The sequence below is a fragment of the Sphingomonas trueperi genome, from assembly GCF_040545965.1.
Taxonomy (GTDB): Bacteria; Pseudomonadota; Alphaproteobacteria; order Sphingomonadales; family Sphingomonadaceae; genus Sphingomonas; species Sphingomonas trueperi_C.
The window spans coordinates 85,478-104,187 of record NZ_JBEPMV010000008.1 but is presented as its reverse complement, the minus strand read 5'-3'; the positions used below and the strand labels follow the sequence as shown (position 1 = coordinate 104,187).

The following is an 18,710-nucleotide window of genomic DNA, read 5'->3' as shown; positions in this document are numbered from 1 at the left end:
TTCACGTGACGTTGATCGACGCAGACACGCACGACGCGGAGGAGATCGCCACGCTCGTGAACGCGGCATACCGCCCCCGCGAGCGTGGACAGGGCTGGACCGACGAACAGGGTTTGGTGGAAGGAGATCGGATCCTTCCCGCGGCCGTGGTACAGGCACTTGCTTGCGATCGCTTCGTCCTGCTGCGCGATTCCCCCGGAAGCCCCATCCTTGCCTGCGCCCGGGTGTCGATGGCCGAAGACACGGTGCACCTGTCGACGCTCGCCGTCGATCCTGCCGAACAAGGTCGCGGCCTTGGCACCATCTTGATCAAGCGAGTCGAAGATTGGGCGCGCGAATCCGGCATGCGCAGCTTGTCGCTATCGGTAATCGAACAGCGCGAAACGCTGATCGCGTGGTACGAACGGCGTGGTTTCGTGGCGACGGGCGAAGTCGAGCCGTTCCCCTACGACAATCCTGCCGTAGGGCGGCCGCTGCGCGAAGATCTGGCGCTGGTCACTCTGCAGAAGCGGCTGTAATCGCATCGAGCAGCCGCGGCAGGTTGCCATAGGCTGCCTCGGTCGATTGGCGTACCCGGCGCAGCAATGCCTGACGCGATGCGTCCGCCGGGTCCACCTGCGCCGCCTGCCGGGCAAAGCCGTCCAGCCGGGATTGCCGGATCCATTCGCGCAAGCGGGGCTCGCCGGCCGCCCGCAATCGGTTGTCGAGATCGGGGACCAAGCCGCGGATATAGTCCTCGACCGTCGTCGTCACCGGGACTGGGGCTGCAAAGCGGTTTTTCTCGACATCCTCCTCGAAAGCGGTCTCCACCACTGCCAGATAGGCCGCGCTGAAAGGGATCTGGGGAAAGCGGATCGCTTGCAGCACGATGCGTCCGGACTGGAAGACCGGCTCCGCCGGCACGGGTGCAAGTGCCGAAGCGGTACAGTCTACGTAGAGCGTGCCAGTCCGCGCCTCGATCGAACCACGCTCAAGGTGCAGGCGGTTGGGATCGATCGCATACACCCGTCCAAGCCGAACCACGTCTTCAATTTGTCGGAGCACCGCCAGCTCGCCTTCGGAGACGTGCGCCGCATGGAACATTTCCGGAAGGCGCCGCGGGTCGAGACGAAGCCAGAGCCCGGATCGTTCATGGCGCAGCGCGAGATCGATCGCCGAGGTGGCGGCAGCGATATCTTCCCGCCCTTGGACAAAGCCTTCGAGCGCGTCGTCGAAGAAATCCTCGCCTGGTTGAATGCGGGCACGGTTCACGAACCATTGGTCCCGCGGCACCACCCAGCGGATGCGATCGGGCGCGACTCCGCCCTCCAGCAGCCAAAGGCAGCTGTCCATTCCCGTCTTCCCGCCGCCGAGAACGGTGAAGTTGGTGAAGTTCGCGGCCATCCGCGGCAGATCATTGGGCGGAATGCAGGCGAGGTCCTCCGCGGCGGCAAAGCCGCGGCGGTGAGTCAGTGGTATGCTGTTCGTATAGCGCGTGGCGTCGACCCGCTTCCGCCGCACGGCGATGTGGGTCCGAGCACCCGACAGGAGGTGACGCACGGTACCATCCGCCTCGACGCGCGCTCGCGGCAGGTAGTGCACCCGCCCCGAGGGCAACAGCCTGTCCCGCATCAGCGCATGGCAATAGCCGGTGATCTCAGGACCGCCGGCAAGGCTGTGAAACCCGGCGTTGGGACCCTCGCGATCGCGTGCGTCACTGCCAAGCGGCCGCGACTCGACGCCGTAAAAGCTGGATGGCTGATGCAGTTTCACGAACGGATATGCGTCGTTCCAGTGGCCACCGGGCGCATCGCGCATATCGATGATCGCCATCGTGGCGTCGCTTCGCGAGAGCAGTGCATCGGCAAAAGCCAGGCCGCTGATGCCGGCACCAACGATCAGATAATCCACGCTTATTTCCATCTGCGGCATCCATGCCTCCGCTAAGATTTTCCGCGCTGACGCCAGCGGTTTTCATAAAGCTGTAAATGTCATGGGTCATAAATCATGTCAAATTAGTTCGGAGTGCGAAATTTCAGATTGACGCATCCAATTTTAATTAGTACTCCGAATTATCGGCAAGCGAGATGGCTGGTCGAGCTTCCACTGGCCTCCCCCATGGGTCCGGCCGCACGATAAAAGGACATTCATCATGAGCAGAGTTCCGCTGATCGATCCGAAGACCGCAACCGGCGAGCGCAAGGCACTGCTGGACCAAATCACCGGCGCCTTTGGCGCAACCCCCGGCATGTTTCGCGCCGTTGCCAACTCGCCCGCTGCCCTCAAGATGATGTGGGCCGGTTTCGGCGCGCTCGGTGCCGGGACGCTGGATCACAAGCTGGGTGAGCAGGTCGCGGTGCTGATCGCCGATCGCAACGCCTGCGAATATTGCCTCGCTGCACACACAGTGCTCGGCAAGAAGGCGGGCGCTTCCGCCGAGGAGATGCGCGAAGCACAGGCCGGCCGCTCCACGGATGGCAAGACCGCCGCTGCGCTCGTTTTCGCTGCGAAAGTGGTCGCGGATCGCGCCCAGTTGGGCGACGCGGACGTCGAGGCGCTCCGCCAGGCCGGCTTCTCCGACGAGCAGGTGGTCGAACTGCTCGCCCACATCGCGCTCAACCTGTTCACCAACTATGTGAACGTGGCGTTCGACGTGCCTGTCGACTTCCCGCGCGTGAAGCTGCTGAACGCAGCCTAACCTGCACTTCGGGGCGGCGACTTTGCCGCCCCCCATTCCTCCTTCCGGGAACAAGCCGTTGATCAGGATCTCGATCGCGACGCTGCTGGCGTCGACATCGATTGCGCCGGCGTTCGCCCAAGCGACAGCGAATGCGCAGGAATCGGAGACGATCCTGGTTGTCGGCCAGCGCGACCTGCTCGCCCTAGAGGCGCGCACCCAGGCGGGCAGCCGGCTGCCGCTCACCGCGCGGGAAACGCCTGCCACAATCGAGGTGATTACACAGGACGAATTGCAGCTTCGGGGCCTGCGAACTGCGCGTGAAGCGTTCAACGACGTCGCAGGCGCCGTTTCCGGCAACGTGCCCGGCAACCCTGCCGTGATCTCGTTGCGGGGCTTTTCGGGCAACGCGGTTTCGATCCTGCAGGACGGGGTGCGGATTTCCACATCGACCGTCGTGCAGCGGGACAGCAACACCTGGCACTATGACCGCATCGAGGTGCTGAAAGGCCCCGCGTCCGTGCTATATGGCGAAGGCGCGCTGGCGGGCGTGATCAACAAGGTGACCCGCAAGCCGACGCTGGACGGCCGACAATTCGACGCGCTCGTGTCTGGCGGGAGCTTCGGCACCGTCTTCGCAGCGGCCGGCGTCAACCTGCCGCTCTCCGCGAAGGTGGCGCTGCGGGCCGACGCCAGCTATCGACGCTCGGACAGCCTCTACGATGTCGACAACAACGGCACCATTTCCGCAGGGCTGACCGCCAGCCTGTTGTTTCGCCCGAGCGATCGCCTGACGGTGCTGGTGGCCATCGATCATTTCGAAGATCGCTACGACGCGACCTATCAAGGTTTGCCGCTGGTTCCCCGCGCCTATGCGCGCGATCCGAGTGATGCGGTATCTTCGATGTCCGATCTCGTCGCCGACCGTGCTTTGCGGCACCGCAACTACAATCCGCACGGGGCCTTTTCCAACGCCGACGAGACGACGGCGCGTGCGCGGGTCGACTGGCGAGTAGCGCGCGCTTGGACGCTCGCGCTCGATCTCACCGGCTATACGGCAAAGCGCGCCTTTGTGTTGAGCGACGACCAGCGTTTCGTTGCACCGACCGCGACCTTCCCGAACGGCAGTTTCCGGCAGAGCTTCCAGGACTTTCGCCACGACCACCGGTTCGTGAACGCACGCGCGACGATCGTCGGCGACACCAGCATCGCCGGCATGCGCAATCGCATCAGCCTTGGGGCAGAGGCGAACCATACCGACTTCGAAACCCTGCGGCAGGAAACAGGTGAGCAGGCGCTTCCGCCCATCGACGTCGCCACGCCCCGCCCCTCACCTCTCCCGACCGGACCCGGCATCTTCGATAGTCTCGACGTAACCTTCCGCTCAAAGCTCAACCAAGTGTCGCTGTTTGGCGAGAATGCACTGAACCTCACACCGCGCTGGCTGGTGGTCGGCGGCGTTCGCTGGGATCATATCGCCCTGGATCGCACGACAATCGCCAATGCGACGGGCAGCACCGACCGAAATGCACCAAGCTTCGACCCGGTGACGTGGCGGGTCGGTACGACCTACGCGGTGCGGCCGGAACTGACCCTGTACGCGCAGTATACCACCGCCGTGTCTCCGGTGTCCTCGATCCTGCTGGCGTCGATCGCCAATTCGCGGTTCCGGCTCACGCAGGGGCATGCCTATGAGGCCGGCTTTAAAGCCAGCGGCGCGAACGGCCGCTTCGACCTCACCGGCGCGGTCTTCCGCATCGAGCAACGAGATATTCTGACGCGGGACCCTGGGAATCCCGCGCTGGCGGTGCAGGGCGGTCGGCAGTCCGCACAGGGGGCGGAACTGAGCGCGGCGATGCTGCCCTCGCCGCGCCTGCGCTTGACGGCCGGCCTGTCCTATACTGACGCGCGCTACGATCTGCTCGCAGAGCGGGTCGGCGGCGTCCGCTTGGACCGCAGCGGCAATCGGCCGATCAACGTGCCTGCCACGACCATGAATGCAACAGCGCTATACAAGGTTACAGATGCGATCACCGTGGGCGGCTTTGCCCGGCATGCGGGCAGCTTCATGACCGACACCGCCAACACCATCCGGGTCGCCGGGCATACGGTGGTGGATGCCAGCATCGCTTGGCGCGTTCGGCCCGGAACGACGCTGACGTTCCGTGGCCGAAACCTGACCGACGCCTTCTATGGCGAGTTCTCCGGCTACCCGTCGACCAACGTATATATCGGCGCGCCACGATCCTTCGAGATCGCGCTCGCCGTTCGGATCTAGGCGGGGGAGGCCGCATCTTGATGACAACGACCACTACCCCGAAGCTGGCCAGCACCTGCCCCAGCGCCGCGCGCACCATAGGAAAGCCGCAATGACGCGGCTTGCGCTGACCGTCACCCGGCACGGGCGCCAATGGTGTGACATCGTGATCGACACGGCTGGAGCAGAGGACGTCGCTCGTGACCTGCTCCAACGGCTACCCGAAATGCAGGGCTTTCGGTGTCAAACGTTCCGCGAGGAAGAGGCGCGTCGGATTGTGGAGATAACCGACCAGGCGCGCCTGCTGAGCGTCAAGTATATCCGGGCCCCCTTCGTTATCGGAGATGAAGAAAGAGGGACTGACTGAGGCCGAACCAATAAATGAAATCCTTACTGCGAGGAGCATCTAGATGATGACACCCGAAGAAATCGCAAAAGCATTTTATGGCGCTTTGGCAAAGCGCGACTGGGAGGCGTTGCGAGCTCTGTTGCACCCAGACGCCACTTGGACCCTGCCAGGAGAAAACGCCGTGTCGGGAATGACCGTAGGAGCGGCAGACGTTATCGACCGCGTGAAACTGATTATCAGTTATGGAGTTTCTGTTAAATTAGAGAATATTCTTCTGAGCCGAGACAATATGGCATTGAGTCTCCACAACACAGCGGAGCGCGATGGAATTTTTTTGGACGAGAAACTCGCAACAGTTTGTCACCTTGAAAAAGGACTAATTGCCAGTATAGAGACTTTTTTATCCGATGTTCCTGGTATGAATAATTTCTTCGTATGATTATTTTCCGGACCCGTCGATGTTAACGTTTTGGCTCGTTCGAATTGCGCGGAGATACCCGAACAAGCGACTCCCTGAATGTCCGACTTTGGGCGCGCTGCTGCCTGGCGCCCCCGCCCGCCTCCCATCGGCCGCTTCCGACCAGACCCGGCCGTTCCGGTGTGCTTCTAAGAGCGTCAGCTTACGCCAACACCGGTCCTCCCGAGAACATTGAGGCCTTCGGCCGCAGACGCCGAAAGAGGCGACAATCCCGGCCCCGAATTGGTTCACCGATAGCTGCCGCACATTCAGCAGCTTACCGACGACGGTCGCTGGGTCGAAAGCTGACTGGCAGGTTCTGGTCGTTGAATGCCAGATAGCCGCCATTGCAAATAAGGCCGCCGCGAATGACGCTGGCGAACACCGACGTCGTGGTCATTGCGGCAGGCCTTCCGGGCGCAACGGTCTTCGCCGCGTTACCGCATGATCGCGCGTTCCGTTACCGAACGTGCAGCGAGAAACAACGCGCTGAGAAGTTGCTCCCGGATCAGCTAACCCGATAAGTCGCGTCTTGTCTGTTTGGCACGCACTGGGCCGATGGTCTATCATGGCTGGATGAGCAGCATACGCGTCCACGACCTGCGAACACGCATCGCCGAGGTCGTCGGTGGCAACAAGGCCTATGACGTCCCGGCCGTCTGCATCCGTCTGGGTCTGGCTGAGGGAACCGATGACGAAGCGATGCGGGGCAAGTTCCGATACGTGCACTCCCGACTAGTGCCCCTCTCCACCGTCCGCGTGGTAGCCGTCGCGAGGGAACTGCTGGAGCAGGACTGGGACTTCTGGCTCGCCGAGCTGGTCGCCAAGGTCACGGAGCACGGAACCCCGCAGGTCTCCACATTGACCCGTCGTCGCATCTTCGACGTCTTCGATGGGCAGCCGCTTTGCACCGAATATGACCAGTTGGCCTTTCTTGAGGACGTCTTCCCGATCGGGACAATGCCGTCGGCCTTCCCCGACGTCGACGTCTGGGGCCACCGATCGCTGAAGGACGACATCATCCAGCACACCATCCGGAACGACGACTGGAGCAATCGCGAACTGTTCGAGCGGCTCGGCCTACTGGACGCGTCGAAGGCCCTCCTCTTCCGCTTCCTGGAGGCCGCGGTGCACCCGACGGCCATCGAAGAGGCCTGCCAGAAGCAGCGGGTAGAGAGCATCAACCGGCACCTCCAGCATGACGGATACTGCCTGTCGCGGACCGGCCGGATGTCCGGCAGCCCGGTCTACACGGTCTACGCCGCTGCGATCGGCTCACCCGCGGACGCCGCGATATCGGACACGCTGGCCAGGTTCGAACCCGATCAGGTGCACGCCCGGTGGACAGCAGCCCTAGACCGGCGCAGCGACGACCCCGCCGGGGCCATCACGCTCGCCCGCACCCTGCTCGAGGACGTCTGCCGATGGCTGCTCCACGACCTCAACATAGTAGCTTCGGAGAAGGACGATCTGCCAGCGCTCTACCGAATGCTTTCGAAGGCGCTTAAGCTGGCACCCGACGATCACAGCGAACAGGTGTTCAAGCAGATCCTCGGCAACTGCCAGTCCATCGTCGAGTCGCTGGGGGCGCTTCGAAACAAGCTGGGCGATGCGCATGGCGGCGGGCCGAAGCGGGCGCGACCAGCCGCCCGCCATGCGGAACTCGCAGTCAATCTCGCGGGCTCGATGGCCACGTTCCTGGTATCGACGTGGCAGACGAGGCGCACTTCGACAGTCGCGACGCCAACCCCCGCATGATTAGACAGCAACGCGGGAGGTGAACAAGGTACATTGGACCTACCCTTGGCCGAGCAGACCCCACGATCTCCTGATCACCGGACAGGAGCATATCGGCCTGAGGCCGTGCGACAGTACCCTAGGCGTCCACAGTAGCAGATTGCGGTGCGCGCGTCGAAACCTTCGCTATCGGATCGACCGGCGCTCGAGGTGTCGGCAGGGGTGACAATACTTTGGCTAGCTTGCTTGCTGGCAGGCGTCAGTCCTTTGCGCCGGTCTCGTGTTGTTCAGGCTCGTCGAGGGATCTTGATACCGAATGAGTAAGCAACTCGCCTATCATCTGGCCGGTGTCCGAAAGCCGCTCGCCATGATATCGTGCCTTCATCGAGAACATGAAGTCGGTCGCGGCGTCGAATGCCGCTCCATGGTCCAACTCCGGGTTCTCCTGCATCAGACGCTCGGCCCGCTGTGCGCGAATGCGATCCATCAGTTTGCAGAAGTCGACATAGACGCGCGACGCGAGTCTTGCGATCTTACGATCCTCCTCGATGATGCGGCGCGTGAGTGCGTCTCCGGCGACCATGTCTGCATCGCAGAAATTCGTCGTGCTCGACATCTTGATGGCCAGCTTCCGCCCAACTCGCTCACCGAGCTGCTCCGCCTCGGAGAACAAGGCGTCGTGCGCAGCCGAGAGGGCGTCAGAAGTCGCTGATTGGCTGTAGCCGTAAGCTTGGCGAGCGACTTGTTCGTGCAGTTCGAACCAATCGGTGCCCCTTTTATCTGTAAGCCACCGCGTGACGAAGTAGTTCGCGCCGAGCGTGACGGCGATTCGTCCGCGCACCTCTCCGGCAGTCATGTCGAACCGTTCGTATCTGCTCTCCAGCCATTCCCGGTAAAACTGCTCGACGACGGCCCACTCGATGCCGCCCATGTAGGACCAGCCCGACCCGACCTGTTCATTTCGCGTTTCGAAGATCGAGGGCGCGTGGGCCCTAACGGCATTTAGCTTCTTCTTATGGTTTCTGGGAGGCTCAATCCCCGCTTCCAGCAATACGGCGGAGAAAAGGGCGTCGATCGACGAGAAACCATCAGCTATCGCTTGTCGAGTGGTGCCCGCGAAGCGCGCGTTGTGCATGAACTGCTCGGCTATCGCGAGCGTCTCTATGACCTTCGAATCCATGTACGGCGATATGCGCCTTCATCCTTCCTGCGGCAACGACGCGGCACATTTTAGGCGGCTTTCGGGAGCTGCCGCCACGTTACTTTGTGATCGATACTGGAGCTGAAAGACCGACTTCGCGATATCCAATCCGACCACATGTACGTCCGCCATGGCACTTCTCCTCCATTCGAGCGGAGCAGATTAAATCGACTCCGCGATATTGGAGAGCCGTCCACGGCATCAATTGCGGACGTTTTAGGGCGAACCTCACAGCCCCGCGGGATGATCGGAAAGCCAATTAGGCCATGCGGCCTTCAACTGGCGAACGCCTTCCCGCGATTCCGGGAACAGGTCGAAGCCGCCGTCATAAGGCGCGAACACCGCACCGTTGTCGCACCTCATCCAAACCGCACGCCGAGGCTCATCGTCGGCAATCGACAGCAGCTTTGCGTTGCTCGATCCCGCGCGCCAACGTTCGTGGCGGACGTAAAAACTCCAGACGGGATCGTCGGGATCATCGGTTTCTCGGCCCGAGAGCGCTACTTCGCCCGCAGCGGTCGGATCATCGGCGTCGCCCTCGATCACCCAACACCACTCGTTCTCCCCGAGCAACCAGTCGGCCAACGCATTTGCTCGCGAGAGGATGATGCTTCGCTCGGCTTCATCGTCTGCGTATCTCTTCGAACCGGGGAGAGCGTGAAACCGGACCCAGGGCGCTCTCGCGCAGCTACGGAGCATCCATCCCAGCGGCAGGCATGTCGGATGATACCGCGCCCAATCGCGTCGAAACTGTTCGCCAGTGGCGCTGTCTCCGGTCATCGCTGCTACCTACAATGAACGTCCGCTTTCCACCAGTTTCAGCCGCCGGGAGGGTTCTTCGGGCTTCGCACGTCCTCGTCCGCTTTCAGGAAGGCCGATCGGACCGCTGAATGTCCAACTTTGGGCGCGCTGCTGCCTGGTGCCCCCACCTGCCTCCCCGTGGCCGCTCCCGACCAGAATAGGACGTTCGTCAGCTGCGCCTCGAAAGGCAGCCTCCCTCAACAGCCGACGTCTAGCACTGCCTCAACCGATCATCGAAGTGCCCCAGAAATGGACTTTAATCGGCGAGACCGCTGTCCGGCGAGGATATGCGAGAGCGGACATCGGCTTACATGGCTCGAACGTGCTATCGGGTATCGCGTCCCGCCCGCCGCTGGGCGCGCAGCCGTCTACGTCTCCAACAGCATGCGCAACTAGTTCTCGGCACCGCCGCTGAATACAGCAATGAGAAGCGGATCAGCGCTCCAGCTCATTCGCCCGGCTGCTGTCTAGACCTGCTGGGCGCCTTGAAAGGCGCTGCACCTACCCACTGGACGACGCGCGTTGAAAATTGAATACCGCCTGTTCTTACCCATGTTTGGGCGCGATCAAGCCTCTGAACAGGTGAAGCGGCCGCGTTATTATTCAGGTCCCGTGCCCTGCTCAGCTCCCAATGCGCGATTTGAGCGGTCGGAAGGTTGAATTTCGTTCAGACGACCTTCAACGAGGAGCCCTACGTCACAACGAGGGGCTCGAGTGAAGAAAATTGCGCAGGTTGTTTGCATTGTGGTCATTGCCGCCGCGGTGATGTTTGGAGGGCGTTGGTACATGTATGTGGCTCACGCAGGCAGCCCTTATGACGAGGTCGGCATCGCTCTGAACAGCCAAGCGCCGAAACCGTTGCGTCGCTGGGGATGCCACCGGCTCCAAGAGCGGTTCCCACGACAACTGCCGCCCTACGGCTGTGCAGGACAGGAAGGCCGCACCTGGCTCTAACTGCCTGCAGCGCAACTGATGGGGATCGGCCATTTCGCCGACGCACGTCGGACTGATAGAACGGAAAGCAACTGGAACGTTATGAAACATTCTAAATTCGTTATCGCAGCGCTGGGTGCAGCATGTCTATGCTTGGGCGCATGTGACAAACCCAGCGGCAATAGACATAGTGATGCCGTCTCGGCCGCCGCCACCCCGAATCAGCTAAATGCCTTCATCGCGGCTCACAATCGTTTACTCGATTCTTTTGGCCTTACCGAAATGGCGACAAACTATCGCAAGGCTAATGTTGTACATGCCACGACCGACGGCGAGTTCTTGGTCGGTCCAGGCTCGATTGACAAGGGCATCGAGCAATTGAAGGCCGCTCGGGCGCTATCAGGCGCTTCCGCTGATCTGAACGGAGCAGCGGACGCGTTGATCGTATCCTCGACCAAGGCGCGAGACCATTTGGCGGATCTTGCTCCCTATTACACCAGCAAGGCGTACCTGAATGACAAGCTGGCTCGCGGGCGAAAAGAAGATCCGCAAATGCTCGCCGAGCTCGATGCTGCCGATGCCGATTTAAAGCGGTTCGGCGAGATGCTCGATCGCGAGACGATGAAACGGGACATCGCGGCGATCCAGAAGCTGAAGGCTGAAGGCAATGTGCTGGATTATAATCGGCGACTGGCAATGTTCCACGCAAATGCCATGATCAAGCGTTTTGTAGCGCCCCAAGCTCCCAACGAAGCTCTGTTTGCTTCCTCCGATGCCGATGCGGCGATCATCGACAAGGCGATCGCAGCCGCGCACGCTGCGGCAGTCAAGTCGGGCGGGAAGGATCCTGCTGAGCTTCATTTCCTGTCATCGATGCTGGGAAGCTATCGGACATTCAAAGAGACGCGTCGCCCTACGCATGTTGAGCAGATGGTGGGAAGCTACAATACCGCGGTTGAAGCGGCCAACTGGTAAACAGCGACGAAAAAGCGTACTCAGCCGCGTCTCAAGCTAGCGAGCTTGCTGCAACGGCCAGATCGCCTTAACGCGGTTACTTGACGCAGCGGACGAGATCCGTCGTACGATCGGCCCCCAACATCCGGCCGCCATCCGCAGAAAGGCGCAGGAGACCCTTGGAGGGCTCCTCGCCATCGGTGGAGATATACTTGCTCGTGTATGCAAGGCTGTTGGGGCCGGTCATCCGAACCTGCTTCACCTCTTCGTGATCTTCGTAGTAGACAATGGTCTTGGCTGTGACGGTAAAGCCCGCGCTATTTTCGCCTCCGCGCAGGTTACAGTCTCCCAGTGTGCGAGCCCACTCACCTCGGAACTTGGCTGGGATCACGGCGCCTGCTTGTCCAACTGAGCCGCTCGCCAGGGACACGGCTGCCGCGAGGATGAGTGGTAGGCTGTACATCGTTTTCCCCAATCCGGATCGTCGCGGCCGCTATACCCGCTCGTGCTCATATAGCTAGACTGGACGGATGTCGCCCGCTGGCCGCTGAGCGCCCTTTGAGGCGGACTTGGGCAACGCCTTAAGGGGGGGGGGCTGGCGGATGCTCCTTTAAGGAAGCGCGTACATGATAAGAATGGCCGGTTCTGGGCAGTTTACTGGGCCTTTTGAACGGCCAAATGGGTGCGCAGCTGCGAAGGAGCGCCAAGCTCTGCGCCTCGCTCGCTCAGCTCGCCGATGTCCAAGACAAATTCATTCCGCGTCTTGCGAACGGAACGCTGCCTGCTAGACCGTTTACATGCTTATCGCTGCCTTCTTTCTCCTTCAGGTTCAGGAAGACGAGAACCCCGTCGTCGCCGATTACGTGACGTGTGTCGTTCACCAGGTGGAGAAACTCTACAAGGCTGCGGACTCGGCTGAGACTGTTGCACACGCTGCCATGAAAAGCTGCAAAGATAAAGAACCCGGACTGAAGGCGTCAGTTCGTGATGACCTTGTCAATGACTTGGTTAAGCAAGGCATGTCGGTTCATAATGCTGAGCGAGCTGCCGATAAACAAGTCGGGGAGGCCTGGACTGAATATATGAGCAACCTCGAGCGCAACGCGGAGGAGACAGTCGTGCGCTTCAGGGATCGTCTTCAGCCCTGATAAGGGCAATTGAGCTAACGCCAGCGGCGCCAGCCTCTCGCCAGTTCGGCTGAGCCAACTTCGAAGGATTGAAACGTCGATCGATACTCGGCCTTTTTTTGGCTGCTTCATTGAGACAAAGAAATCCTGCCGGCGCTACACCGCTCCGCAAGGAAAGTCCGCTTTTAGGCGAATCACCAAGCCCCCTGAAAGGCTACTTTTGGGCGCGATACGGCCGCCCCGTCGCGGGATGTGAAGGAACTAGGCCTCGGCCATCAACCTAGGGATCTCTCCGGGAAGTTCGCGACTAAGGAAGCCAATCGGCCCGATCCGGTCGGCCAGGCGACGCCCCGCCTCACCATGCAGCCATACCCCCCAAGACGCAGCAACAAGCGGGTCCACGCCGCGCGCTAGCAACCCACCAATGATGCCTGCCAGAACGTCGCCGGAACCACCTGTCGCCAAGCCGGGGCCGCCGCCCGGATAGCGAAGGACCATCCCTTCGGGAGTCGCAACATGGGTGTCGGCCCCCTTCAGCGCCACGACCGCGCCGAACCGGCGCGCGGCCGCCTTTACGACGTCGACAGGAGAACGGGCAATCCGATCTGGATCTTCGTGCATCAGTCCTGCCATCTCGCCCGGATGTGGCGTTAACACGGTGCGACCCACGTGCGTCTTGATCGCCTGGTGACGATCTGCCGCGACTCCGAGCGTGGCCGCGTCCAGCAGCAGCGTTGGCGGAGGCTCCTTCGCAGCGAGCACTGCATCCAGTAACGCTCCTGCATCGGCTTCTTTACCAGTGCCTGGACCGAGGATCAGCGTGTCGCATCGTCCCAGAAGTCCGACGAGCTGGCCTCCAGCTGCGGCGCCTAGCTCGCCCGCGCCATTCGCCGGCAGCTCGAAGACCGCTGCTTCAGGCATTGCAAGCCCCAGCGCAAGGGCTGCGCGTTCCACCGTAGCGAGTTGAACCTTGCCGGCGCCAGCGCGCAGCGCGGCCTCGGCTGTCAGCCGAAGTGCGCCGGGCACCCGCTCGGATCCACCCGCGATTAGTACCCGTCCGCGCGCATTCTTGTCTGTGGCTGTCTCGCAAGGGGGCAGCGGGTTGGCAGCTAGCCAAGCGCGATCAAGCGGTTTCATCCGCGAGCCCCGACCATAGCGTCGGGAGCTGCCGTTACAGTCGTGCCCGCACCATCTTCCATCGGCGCGGTGACGTTGTAGCGTACCAGTTCAAGACCCTTGTCGTCACAGACATATTCGGTGACCGAACAGTTGGCGACGTCTCCCTCCTTATCGACTGCGAGGATCTCTGCCTCGCTAAGTCCTTCGAGAATATAGCGCATGCAGAGCACCACCACCTGGTGCCCGACGATCATCACCTGCTTCCCGGCATAGTGCAGCGAAACAGTGTCGAGCAAGGACCGCAAACGTAAGATTACATCACACCAGCTCTCGCCGCCCGGCGGGCGATGATAGAATTTGCCGAGCAGCCGCCGAAACTCGGCTTGTTCGGGAGCCAGCGTTGCGATGCCCGCGGTTGTGAGCCCGTCGAGAATGCCGAACTCCTTCTCGCGCAGCCTCTCATCGATGCAGAGCTTTGTCTCAACCGCAGCCCCGCCCGCCCCTCGGAATAGCGTCGCAGTCGCGTGCGCGCGGGCGTACGGGCTGCAGAGGATCGCATCCGGGACGCCGTGCCCCTCTCCTGCCGAGAACCATCGCCCCAGAGCGCGCGACTGTCGCTCACCTAGCGCAGACAGCTTTACGTCTACGTCTCGCTGATCGAGCGCGATCCGCGCCGCTCCGGCGCTATGGGCCGCGTCTCGCGCGACGTTACCGGCACTTTGTCCGTGCCTGACTAGCCAAAGACGAGACGGCCAGCGGGAAGTAGCTGAGGTCATTTCCAGTAAATGCGGACCGGGCGCGCTCGTTCCTCCTTGCATAGCATCGCCAGAGGCTGACATGCAGGAAAGTGACCAGACCCGAGACGGACAGGGACGTTTGGACACCGTCTACTCCCGTCCGCTTTTGGGAAGGTCGATCGGCTTGCTGAAGGTCCGACTTTGGGCGCCCAGCTGCCTGTACACTGTACCGGAGGGGGACGTTCGGTGCTGACCTAAGCAACGAGCAGCTTGCTAGCTGTGCCACCGGCGAGGAGAATGAAGGCACAGGAGAGAGAACAGATGTTTGACGGGGGCAACCTTCAGCACGGATCAATAGATTTCTTTGGCGGAATCGCGCTTGAGCCTTCGTCAGGGTCGACGCGCGAAACATCCCTTCCACCGGCGCGGGTGAGGCTCATGGAGGAGGAGTTTGTTGGTACGCCCCAGCTCCTTTTTCGCCTTGCCTCAAGGGCGGCAGCCACCCTTCAGTACAAGCTCGAGGAGCTAGACGAACCTGGCTACTTCATCAGCGTCCCCGCAGGATCGGGACTACGCAGGCTCATCGCCGCGCCGTGTGCGCTTCAGTTCGAAAAAGTGGGGGTCTATCGGTTCCGGGTAGCACCTCCTGCGGAGGTATCCGCCTCCAGGCGCAGCAGCCGGGCCGCGCGGAAGCTGCTAAAACAGATGCGGCGCTTGGCTCAATAGGCGGATAGCACCCACTTCCAGCCGGCAGCCGCGAGGATTGAGGGCCCGCCGTTTGCGTCCGCTTTCAGGAGGGCCGATCGGCCCCCTGAATGTCCGACTTTGGGCGCGCAGCTGCCAGAGGCCGATTACGACCGAGTGACCTGCCGAAGCTGAAGTGAACTAATCATGTTGTCATTGCGCACTGCCGGAGGAGGTACGGGGTGTTGTTACAATATTATGACGATATGTTAGAATAATGTTGGGGAACCTTAACGCATGAAGTGCCTTTTCGCGTAGGCACAGCGCGCCGTAGTGGCTGGCTGCCTGGGGGCGTCGAAAGTTCTCATGACAAATTGGCTCCGATCCATCTTGCCGCGTGAAGAGAAGTTCTTCCCACTTTTCGATAGTCACAGCGATCTAATCCAGCGCGGTGCCACGCAATTGCAAGAGATCCTCCGCGATCCAGGCGCTTCAGCTCCGTTCGATCAGCTTGATCGGACGATTGAGGAGGGCGACAAGATTAGCCGCCAGGTGCTGGAGCGCCTGCGCGCCTCGTTCGTGGTGCCGTTCGATCGTGCCGACATCAAGGAAATGACGGTCGCGATGCAGGCGTCACTGAAGGCGATGATGGGCGCCGCTACCGCCCGTCGCTCGCCCCGGCTAGACGGCGTGGCCGCCGTGCTGCCCCCCTTCGGTGCGCGCATCGTAGCGCTGGCCAGCGATGTTCGTACAGCAATCCCGTTGCTGGAGGGCTTGGATCGGAACACGGAACAACTGCACCAGATCTGCCAACGTATCGGCGACGGCCATGCTGATCTGGTCGAACAGCGCGACGCTGCGATGATGCAGCTGTTTGACGGCGGCAGCGATCCCGTTGCGATGCTGGCCGGCGTACGCCTGCTGGAACGCGTAACGCTGGTCGCCGAGCGTCTGGACGCGGTCGCCGATCGGATCGACGACCTCGTACTCGATTACGTCTGAGAGCGGACAAATGGATGCCGGACAGCTCCCCTTCGCCCTGCTGATCGCGCTGATCGCGATTGCCCTCCTATTCGACATGATGAACGGGCTGCACGACGCGGCCAACTCGATCGCCACCATCGTGTCCACCAACGTGCTGTCGCCGCGCGCGGCGGTGGTGTGGGCAGCGTTCTTCAACTTCGTCGCCTTCCTGGTCTTCGGGCTGGCGGTGGCCAAGACGATGGGCACCGGCATCGTTTCCGAAAAGGCGATTGACGTGACGGTCCTGTTCGGCGCGCTGGTCGGCGCGATCGTATGGGATGCGATCACCTGGTGGTGGGCGATGCCTTCCAGCTCGTCGCACGCGCTGGTCGGCGGCATGGTCGGCGCGGGGCTTGCCAAGGGCGGAACCGCGGCGATCGTCTGGGGCGGCGTGCTCAAGACGGTGGTGGCGATCATCCTCTCCCCGTTGGTCGGCTTCGCGCTGGCCGTGCTGCTGACCGCGCTCACCACCTGGGTCGTGCGCAGGTTCAACCCCTACAAGGTCGATCGCGGCTTCCGCGTGCTGCAATTCTGCTCGGCGTCGCTCTACTCGCTCGGCCATGGCGGCAACGACGCGCAGAAGACGATGGGGATCATTGCCGCGTTGCTGTTCACCCAGGGCTATCTGAAGGGCGGCTTCCACGTGCCGCTCTGGGTGGTGCTCGCCTGCCACGCCGCGATGGCGCTGGGCACGATGATCGGCGGCTGGCGGATCATCCGAACGATGGGCATGCGGATCACGTCGCTAAAGCCGTTCCAGGGCTTCTCCGCCGAGCTGGGCGGGGCGCTGACGATCTTCGCAGCGATCGGCTTCGGCACGCCGATCTCGACCACCCACACCATTGCCGGTGCGATCGCGGGCGTGGGCACGATGAAGAGCAGCTCGGCGGTGCGCTGGCCCATCGCCGGCGAGATGGTGTTCGCTTGGGTGCTGACTCTGCCGGCCGCTGCTGGCGTGGCGGCGCTGGTTTACTGGCTCACGCATCTGGTGACGGGATGACCCGCCTACGCACGGCGCTCCTCGCGCTGAGCGGCACGCTGCTGCCAGCCAGCGCCTGGGCCCAATCGCCGCCGGCGTCGCCTGCTTCCTCCACGGAAAAGCCCGGCAAGGAGGAAACGGCGCCCAAGCAGGACGAGACCGGGCTCATCCTCTCGCTTGCCAGCCGCGCCCGGTACGAGACGGTGAGCGGCCGGCCGCGACCCGGCTACGCGACCTCCGAGGACGCGTTCCTGCTGCGCACCGGCCTAGCGATCGAATATGGACCCGGCCCACTGGCGATCGGCGGCGAGCTGATCGACAGCCGCGCCTATGGTCTCGACCGGCGCAGCTATATCGGTCGCGACGACATCAACGCAGTCGAACTGCCCCAGCTCTACGTGAAGCTTAAGCTCGATGGCGCGCTGGGCCCAGGCGGCAAGATCGCCGCCGAGGCGGGTCGCTTCTTGCTCAATCTGGGGTCCGGCCGGCTGATCGCCACCGATGAATATCGCAACACGGTGAACGGCTTCACCGGCCTGCGCGTCGATCTCGAGCCCGATGCCGATACCGAATTCGCCTTCTTCTACGTGCTGCCCCAGGAGCATCTGCCGAGCGACGCCGACGACTTGCGCCGCAACAAGGTCGTCTTGGATCGCGAGACCCTCGACCGCGTGCTGTTCGGTCTACACGCGCAGCGCAAAAAACTGCTTGGCGGCGCGACCGGCGAACTCGCTTATTATCGGCTGTTCGAGCGTGACACGCCGGGCCATCCCACCGCCGACCGCCGACTTCACTATCTCGACATGCGCCTGGCGCGGGAAGCCAGGCCGGGCACAGTCGATTACGATGTCGAGGCGGTCTATCAGTTCGGGCGGGCAAGTTCGGGCACGGAACCCGGGAAGTCCCCCGCCCGCGTCTCCGCCGACTTCGCCCATGGCGCTGTCGGCTACAGCTTCGACACCCCGCTCAAGCTGCGCCTGGGGCTGTTCTACGATTATGCCAGCGGCGACCGGCCGGGAGGCAGCTTCGGCAGGTTCGACACGCTGTTTGGGAGCCGCCGCGACGATCTCGGCCCGTCCGGCAGCTACGCCATGGTGGCGCGGGAGAATATCAGCGCCCCCGGCGTCCGTGCCGAGGTAAAACCGGGCAAGCGCTTTGAGGGGCTTCTGGACTACCGTCCGATCTGGCTCGCCTCGCGCTACGATCGCTTCGCCGGCATCGTCGATGCCAGCGGGCATTCGGGCAGCTTCGCCGGTCACCAAGTGGAAGGTCGGGTTCGTTACTGGCTCATACCCGAGCACGTCCGCCTGGAGTCTAACTTCGCGCTGCTCGCGATGGGAGAGTTCATGAAGAACGCCTCTACGGCAACAGCCAATGGCTCGGGCACCGTGCGCTTCCTGGAAGCGAATATCCAAGTGACATTCTAATGCGTCAAAGGGCCGGCTTTTGCCTCCTTCACCAACGAGGAAGCACGTGTAGCAAATGACCGGCCTGGGCTTGCGAGATTGGGTTGCTTCGAGTTTCGAAAGGATATGGCAGGCTTCTCGAGCTTCCCTCTCTGAGCCGTAGACCACATCTACAAAGCGCTTCTCCTTGAAATCGAAAATGCCCCATGACCCGGTGCTTGCCTTTTCAGGAAGCACCGCCGCCTCGTATCGAGCGTCCACCTTTTGCAAGCGCAACCGTCCCCTTGAAA

General features: G+C 62.1%; 19 protein-coding genes. 12 read left to right on the top strand and 7 right to left on the bottom strand.

Annotated features, from left to right (window positions below; all coding sequences use genetic code 11):
- Positions 1 to 5: 5 nt before the first annotated feature.
- Positions 6 to 518: a GNAT family N-acetyltransferase gene (locus ABIC35_RS19590; RefSeq protein ID WP_183049516.1), complete on the top strand. Its 513-nt coding sequence runs from the start codon at positions 6 to 8 to the stop codon at positions 516 to 518.
- Here the strand turns inward: ABIC35_RS19590 and ABIC35_RS19585 are convergent.
- Positions 496 to 1,890 (bottom strand): NAD(P)-binding protein, encoded by a 1,395-nt coding sequence (locus ABIC35_RS19585; protein WP_220667399.1) that lies wholly within the window; start codon positions 1,888 to 1,890, stop codon positions 496 to 498. The two genes, ABIC35_RS19590 and ABIC35_RS19585, sit on opposite strands and share 23 nt — an antisense overlap.
- A 241-nt stretch (positions 1,891 to 2,131) precedes the next feature.
- Here ABIC35_RS19585 and ABIC35_RS19580 point away from each other — a divergent pair, with 241 nt between their 5' ends.
- From ABIC35_RS19580 to ABIC35_RS19565, 4 genes are all read left to right on the top strand, one after another.
- Complete coding sequence (locus tag ABIC35_RS19580) at positions 2,132 to 2,677, top strand: carboxymuconolactone decarboxylase family protein (RefSeq protein ID WP_121079737.1); 546 nt, start codon at positions 2,132 to 2,134, stop codon at positions 2,675 to 2,677.
- A 58-nt stretch (positions 2,678 to 2,735) separates the two neighbouring features.
- Positions 2,736 to 4,934 carry a TonB-dependent receptor gene (locus ABIC35_RS19575; protein WP_354278565.1) on the top strand — a complete coding sequence of 733 codons (2,199 nt, stop codon included), beginning with the start codon at positions 2,736 to 2,738 and terminating at the stop codon, positions 4,932 to 4,934.
- Between the two features lie 91 nt (positions 4,935 to 5,025).
- Positions 5,026 to 5,280, top strand: a complete 255-nt coding sequence (locus ABIC35_RS19570; protein WP_121079739.1) for a hypothetical protein — start codon at positions 5,026 to 5,028, stop codon at positions 5,278 to 5,280.
- Positions 5,281 to 5,323: 43 nt separating this feature from the next.
- On the top strand, positions 5,324 to 5,701 hold the full coding sequence (locus tag ABIC35_RS19565; protein ID WP_121079741.1) for a nuclear transport factor 2 family protein: 378 nt from the start codon (positions 5,324 to 5,326) through the stop codon (positions 5,699 to 5,701).
- A 295-nt stretch (positions 5,702 to 5,996) separates the two neighbouring features.
- Here the strand turns inward: ABIC35_RS19565 and ABIC35_RS19560 are convergent, their stop codons facing one another.
- Positions 5,997 to 6,119, bottom strand: coding sequence for a hypothetical protein (locus ABIC35_RS19560; protein ID WP_354278564.1), 123 nt, complete (start codon positions 6,117 to 6,119; stop codon positions 5,997 to 5,999).
- Positions 6,120 to 6,295: 176 nt separating this feature from the next.
- On the opposite strand from ABIC35_RS19560, the gene ABIC35_RS19555 reads away from it, so the two are divergent.
- Positions 6,296 to 7,477, top strand: coding sequence for an abortive infection family protein (locus tag ABIC35_RS19555; protein WP_220667400.1), 1,182 nt, complete (start codon positions 6,296 to 6,298; stop codon positions 7,475 to 7,477).
- Positions 7,478 to 7,715: 238 nt separating this feature from the next.
- On the opposite strand, the gene ABIC35_RS19550 is transcribed toward ABIC35_RS19555, so the two are convergent.
- Positions 7,716 to 8,636, bottom strand: a complete 921-nt coding sequence (locus ABIC35_RS19550) for a hypothetical protein (RefSeq protein ID WP_121079745.1) — start codon at positions 8,634 to 8,636, stop codon at positions 7,716 to 7,718.
- A gap of 249 nt (positions 8,637 to 8,885) precedes the next feature.
- Positions 8,886 to 9,356 carry a DUF3885 domain-containing protein gene (locus tag ABIC35_RS19545; RefSeq protein ID WP_121079747.1) on the bottom strand — a complete coding sequence of 157 codons (471 nt, stop codon included), beginning with the start codon at positions 9,354 to 9,356 and terminating at the stop codon, positions 8,886 to 8,888.
- Positions 9,357 to 10,172: 816 nt separating this feature from the next.
- On the opposite strand from ABIC35_RS19545, the gene ABIC35_RS19540 reads away from it, so the two are divergent.
- Entirely contained in the window at positions 10,173 to 10,412 is a 240-nt protein-coding gene (locus ABIC35_RS19540; protein ID WP_121079750.1) for a hypothetical protein, read from the top strand.
- Positions 10,413 to 10,430: 18 nt separating this feature from the next.
- The gene (locus tag ABIC35_RS19535; RefSeq protein ID WP_121079752.1) at positions 10,431 to 11,366 is read left to right on the top strand and encodes a DUF3829 domain-containing protein; all 936 of its coding nucleotides are present in this window, start codon (positions 10,431 to 10,433) and stop codon (positions 11,364 to 11,366) included.
- A gap of 76 nt (positions 11,367 to 11,442) precedes the next feature.
- Here ABIC35_RS19535 and ABIC35_RS19530 read toward each other — a convergent pair whose 3' ends face one another.
- On the bottom strand, positions 11,443 to 11,808 hold the full coding sequence (locus tag ABIC35_RS19530) for a hypothetical protein (protein ID WP_121079754.1): 366 nt from the start codon (positions 11,806 to 11,808) through the stop codon (positions 11,443 to 11,445).
- A gap of 334 nt (positions 11,809 to 12,142) precedes the next feature.
- On the opposite strand from ABIC35_RS19530, the gene ABIC35_RS19525 reads away from it, so the two are divergent.
- The gene (locus ABIC35_RS19525) at positions 12,143 to 12,493 is read left to right on the top strand and encodes a hypothetical protein (protein WP_121079756.1); all 351 of its coding nucleotides are present in this window, start codon (positions 12,143 to 12,145) and stop codon (positions 12,491 to 12,493) included.
- Between the two features lie 240 nt (positions 12,494 to 12,733).
- On the opposite strand, the gene ABIC35_RS19520 is transcribed toward ABIC35_RS19525, so the two are convergent.
- Positions 12,734 to 13,609, bottom strand: a complete 876-nt coding sequence (locus ABIC35_RS19520; protein ID WP_121079758.1) for an NAD(P)H-hydrate dehydratase — start codon at positions 13,607 to 13,609, stop codon at positions 12,734 to 12,736.
- The gene (locus ABIC35_RS19515) at positions 13,606 to 14,409 is read right to left on the bottom strand and encodes a histidine phosphatase family protein (RefSeq protein ID WP_436286792.1); all 804 of its coding nucleotides are present in this window, start codon (positions 14,407 to 14,409) and stop codon (positions 13,606 to 13,608) included. Before ABIC35_RS19515 ends, ABIC35_RS19520 begins: the two co-directional genes overlap by 4 nt.
- 969 nt (positions 14,410 to 15,378) lie before the next feature.
- Between ABIC35_RS19515 and ABIC35_RS19510 the strand changes: the two genes are divergently transcribed.
- Genes ABIC35_RS19510 through ABIC35_RS19500 form a run of 3 tightly spaced genes read left to right on the top strand, consistent with a single transcriptional unit; the run spans position 15,379 to position 18,441 of the window.
- Complete coding sequence (locus ABIC35_RS19510) at positions 15,379 to 16,014, top strand: DUF47 domain-containing protein (protein ID WP_121079765.1); 636 nt, start codon at positions 15,379 to 15,381, stop codon at positions 16,012 to 16,014.
- 10 nt (positions 16,015 to 16,024) lie between these two features.
- The gene (locus tag ABIC35_RS19505) at positions 16,025 to 17,035 is read left to right on the top strand and encodes an inorganic phosphate transporter (protein WP_121079767.1); all 1,011 of its coding nucleotides are present in this window, start codon (positions 16,025 to 16,027) and stop codon (positions 17,033 to 17,035) included.
- On the top strand, positions 17,032 to 18,441 hold the full coding sequence (locus ABIC35_RS19500; RefSeq protein WP_121079769.1) for an alginate export family protein: 1,410 nt from the start codon (positions 17,032 to 17,034) through the stop codon (positions 18,439 to 18,441). Before ABIC35_RS19505 ends, ABIC35_RS19500 begins: the two co-directional genes overlap by 4 nt.
- Positions 18,442 to 18,710: the final 269 nt, after the last annotated feature.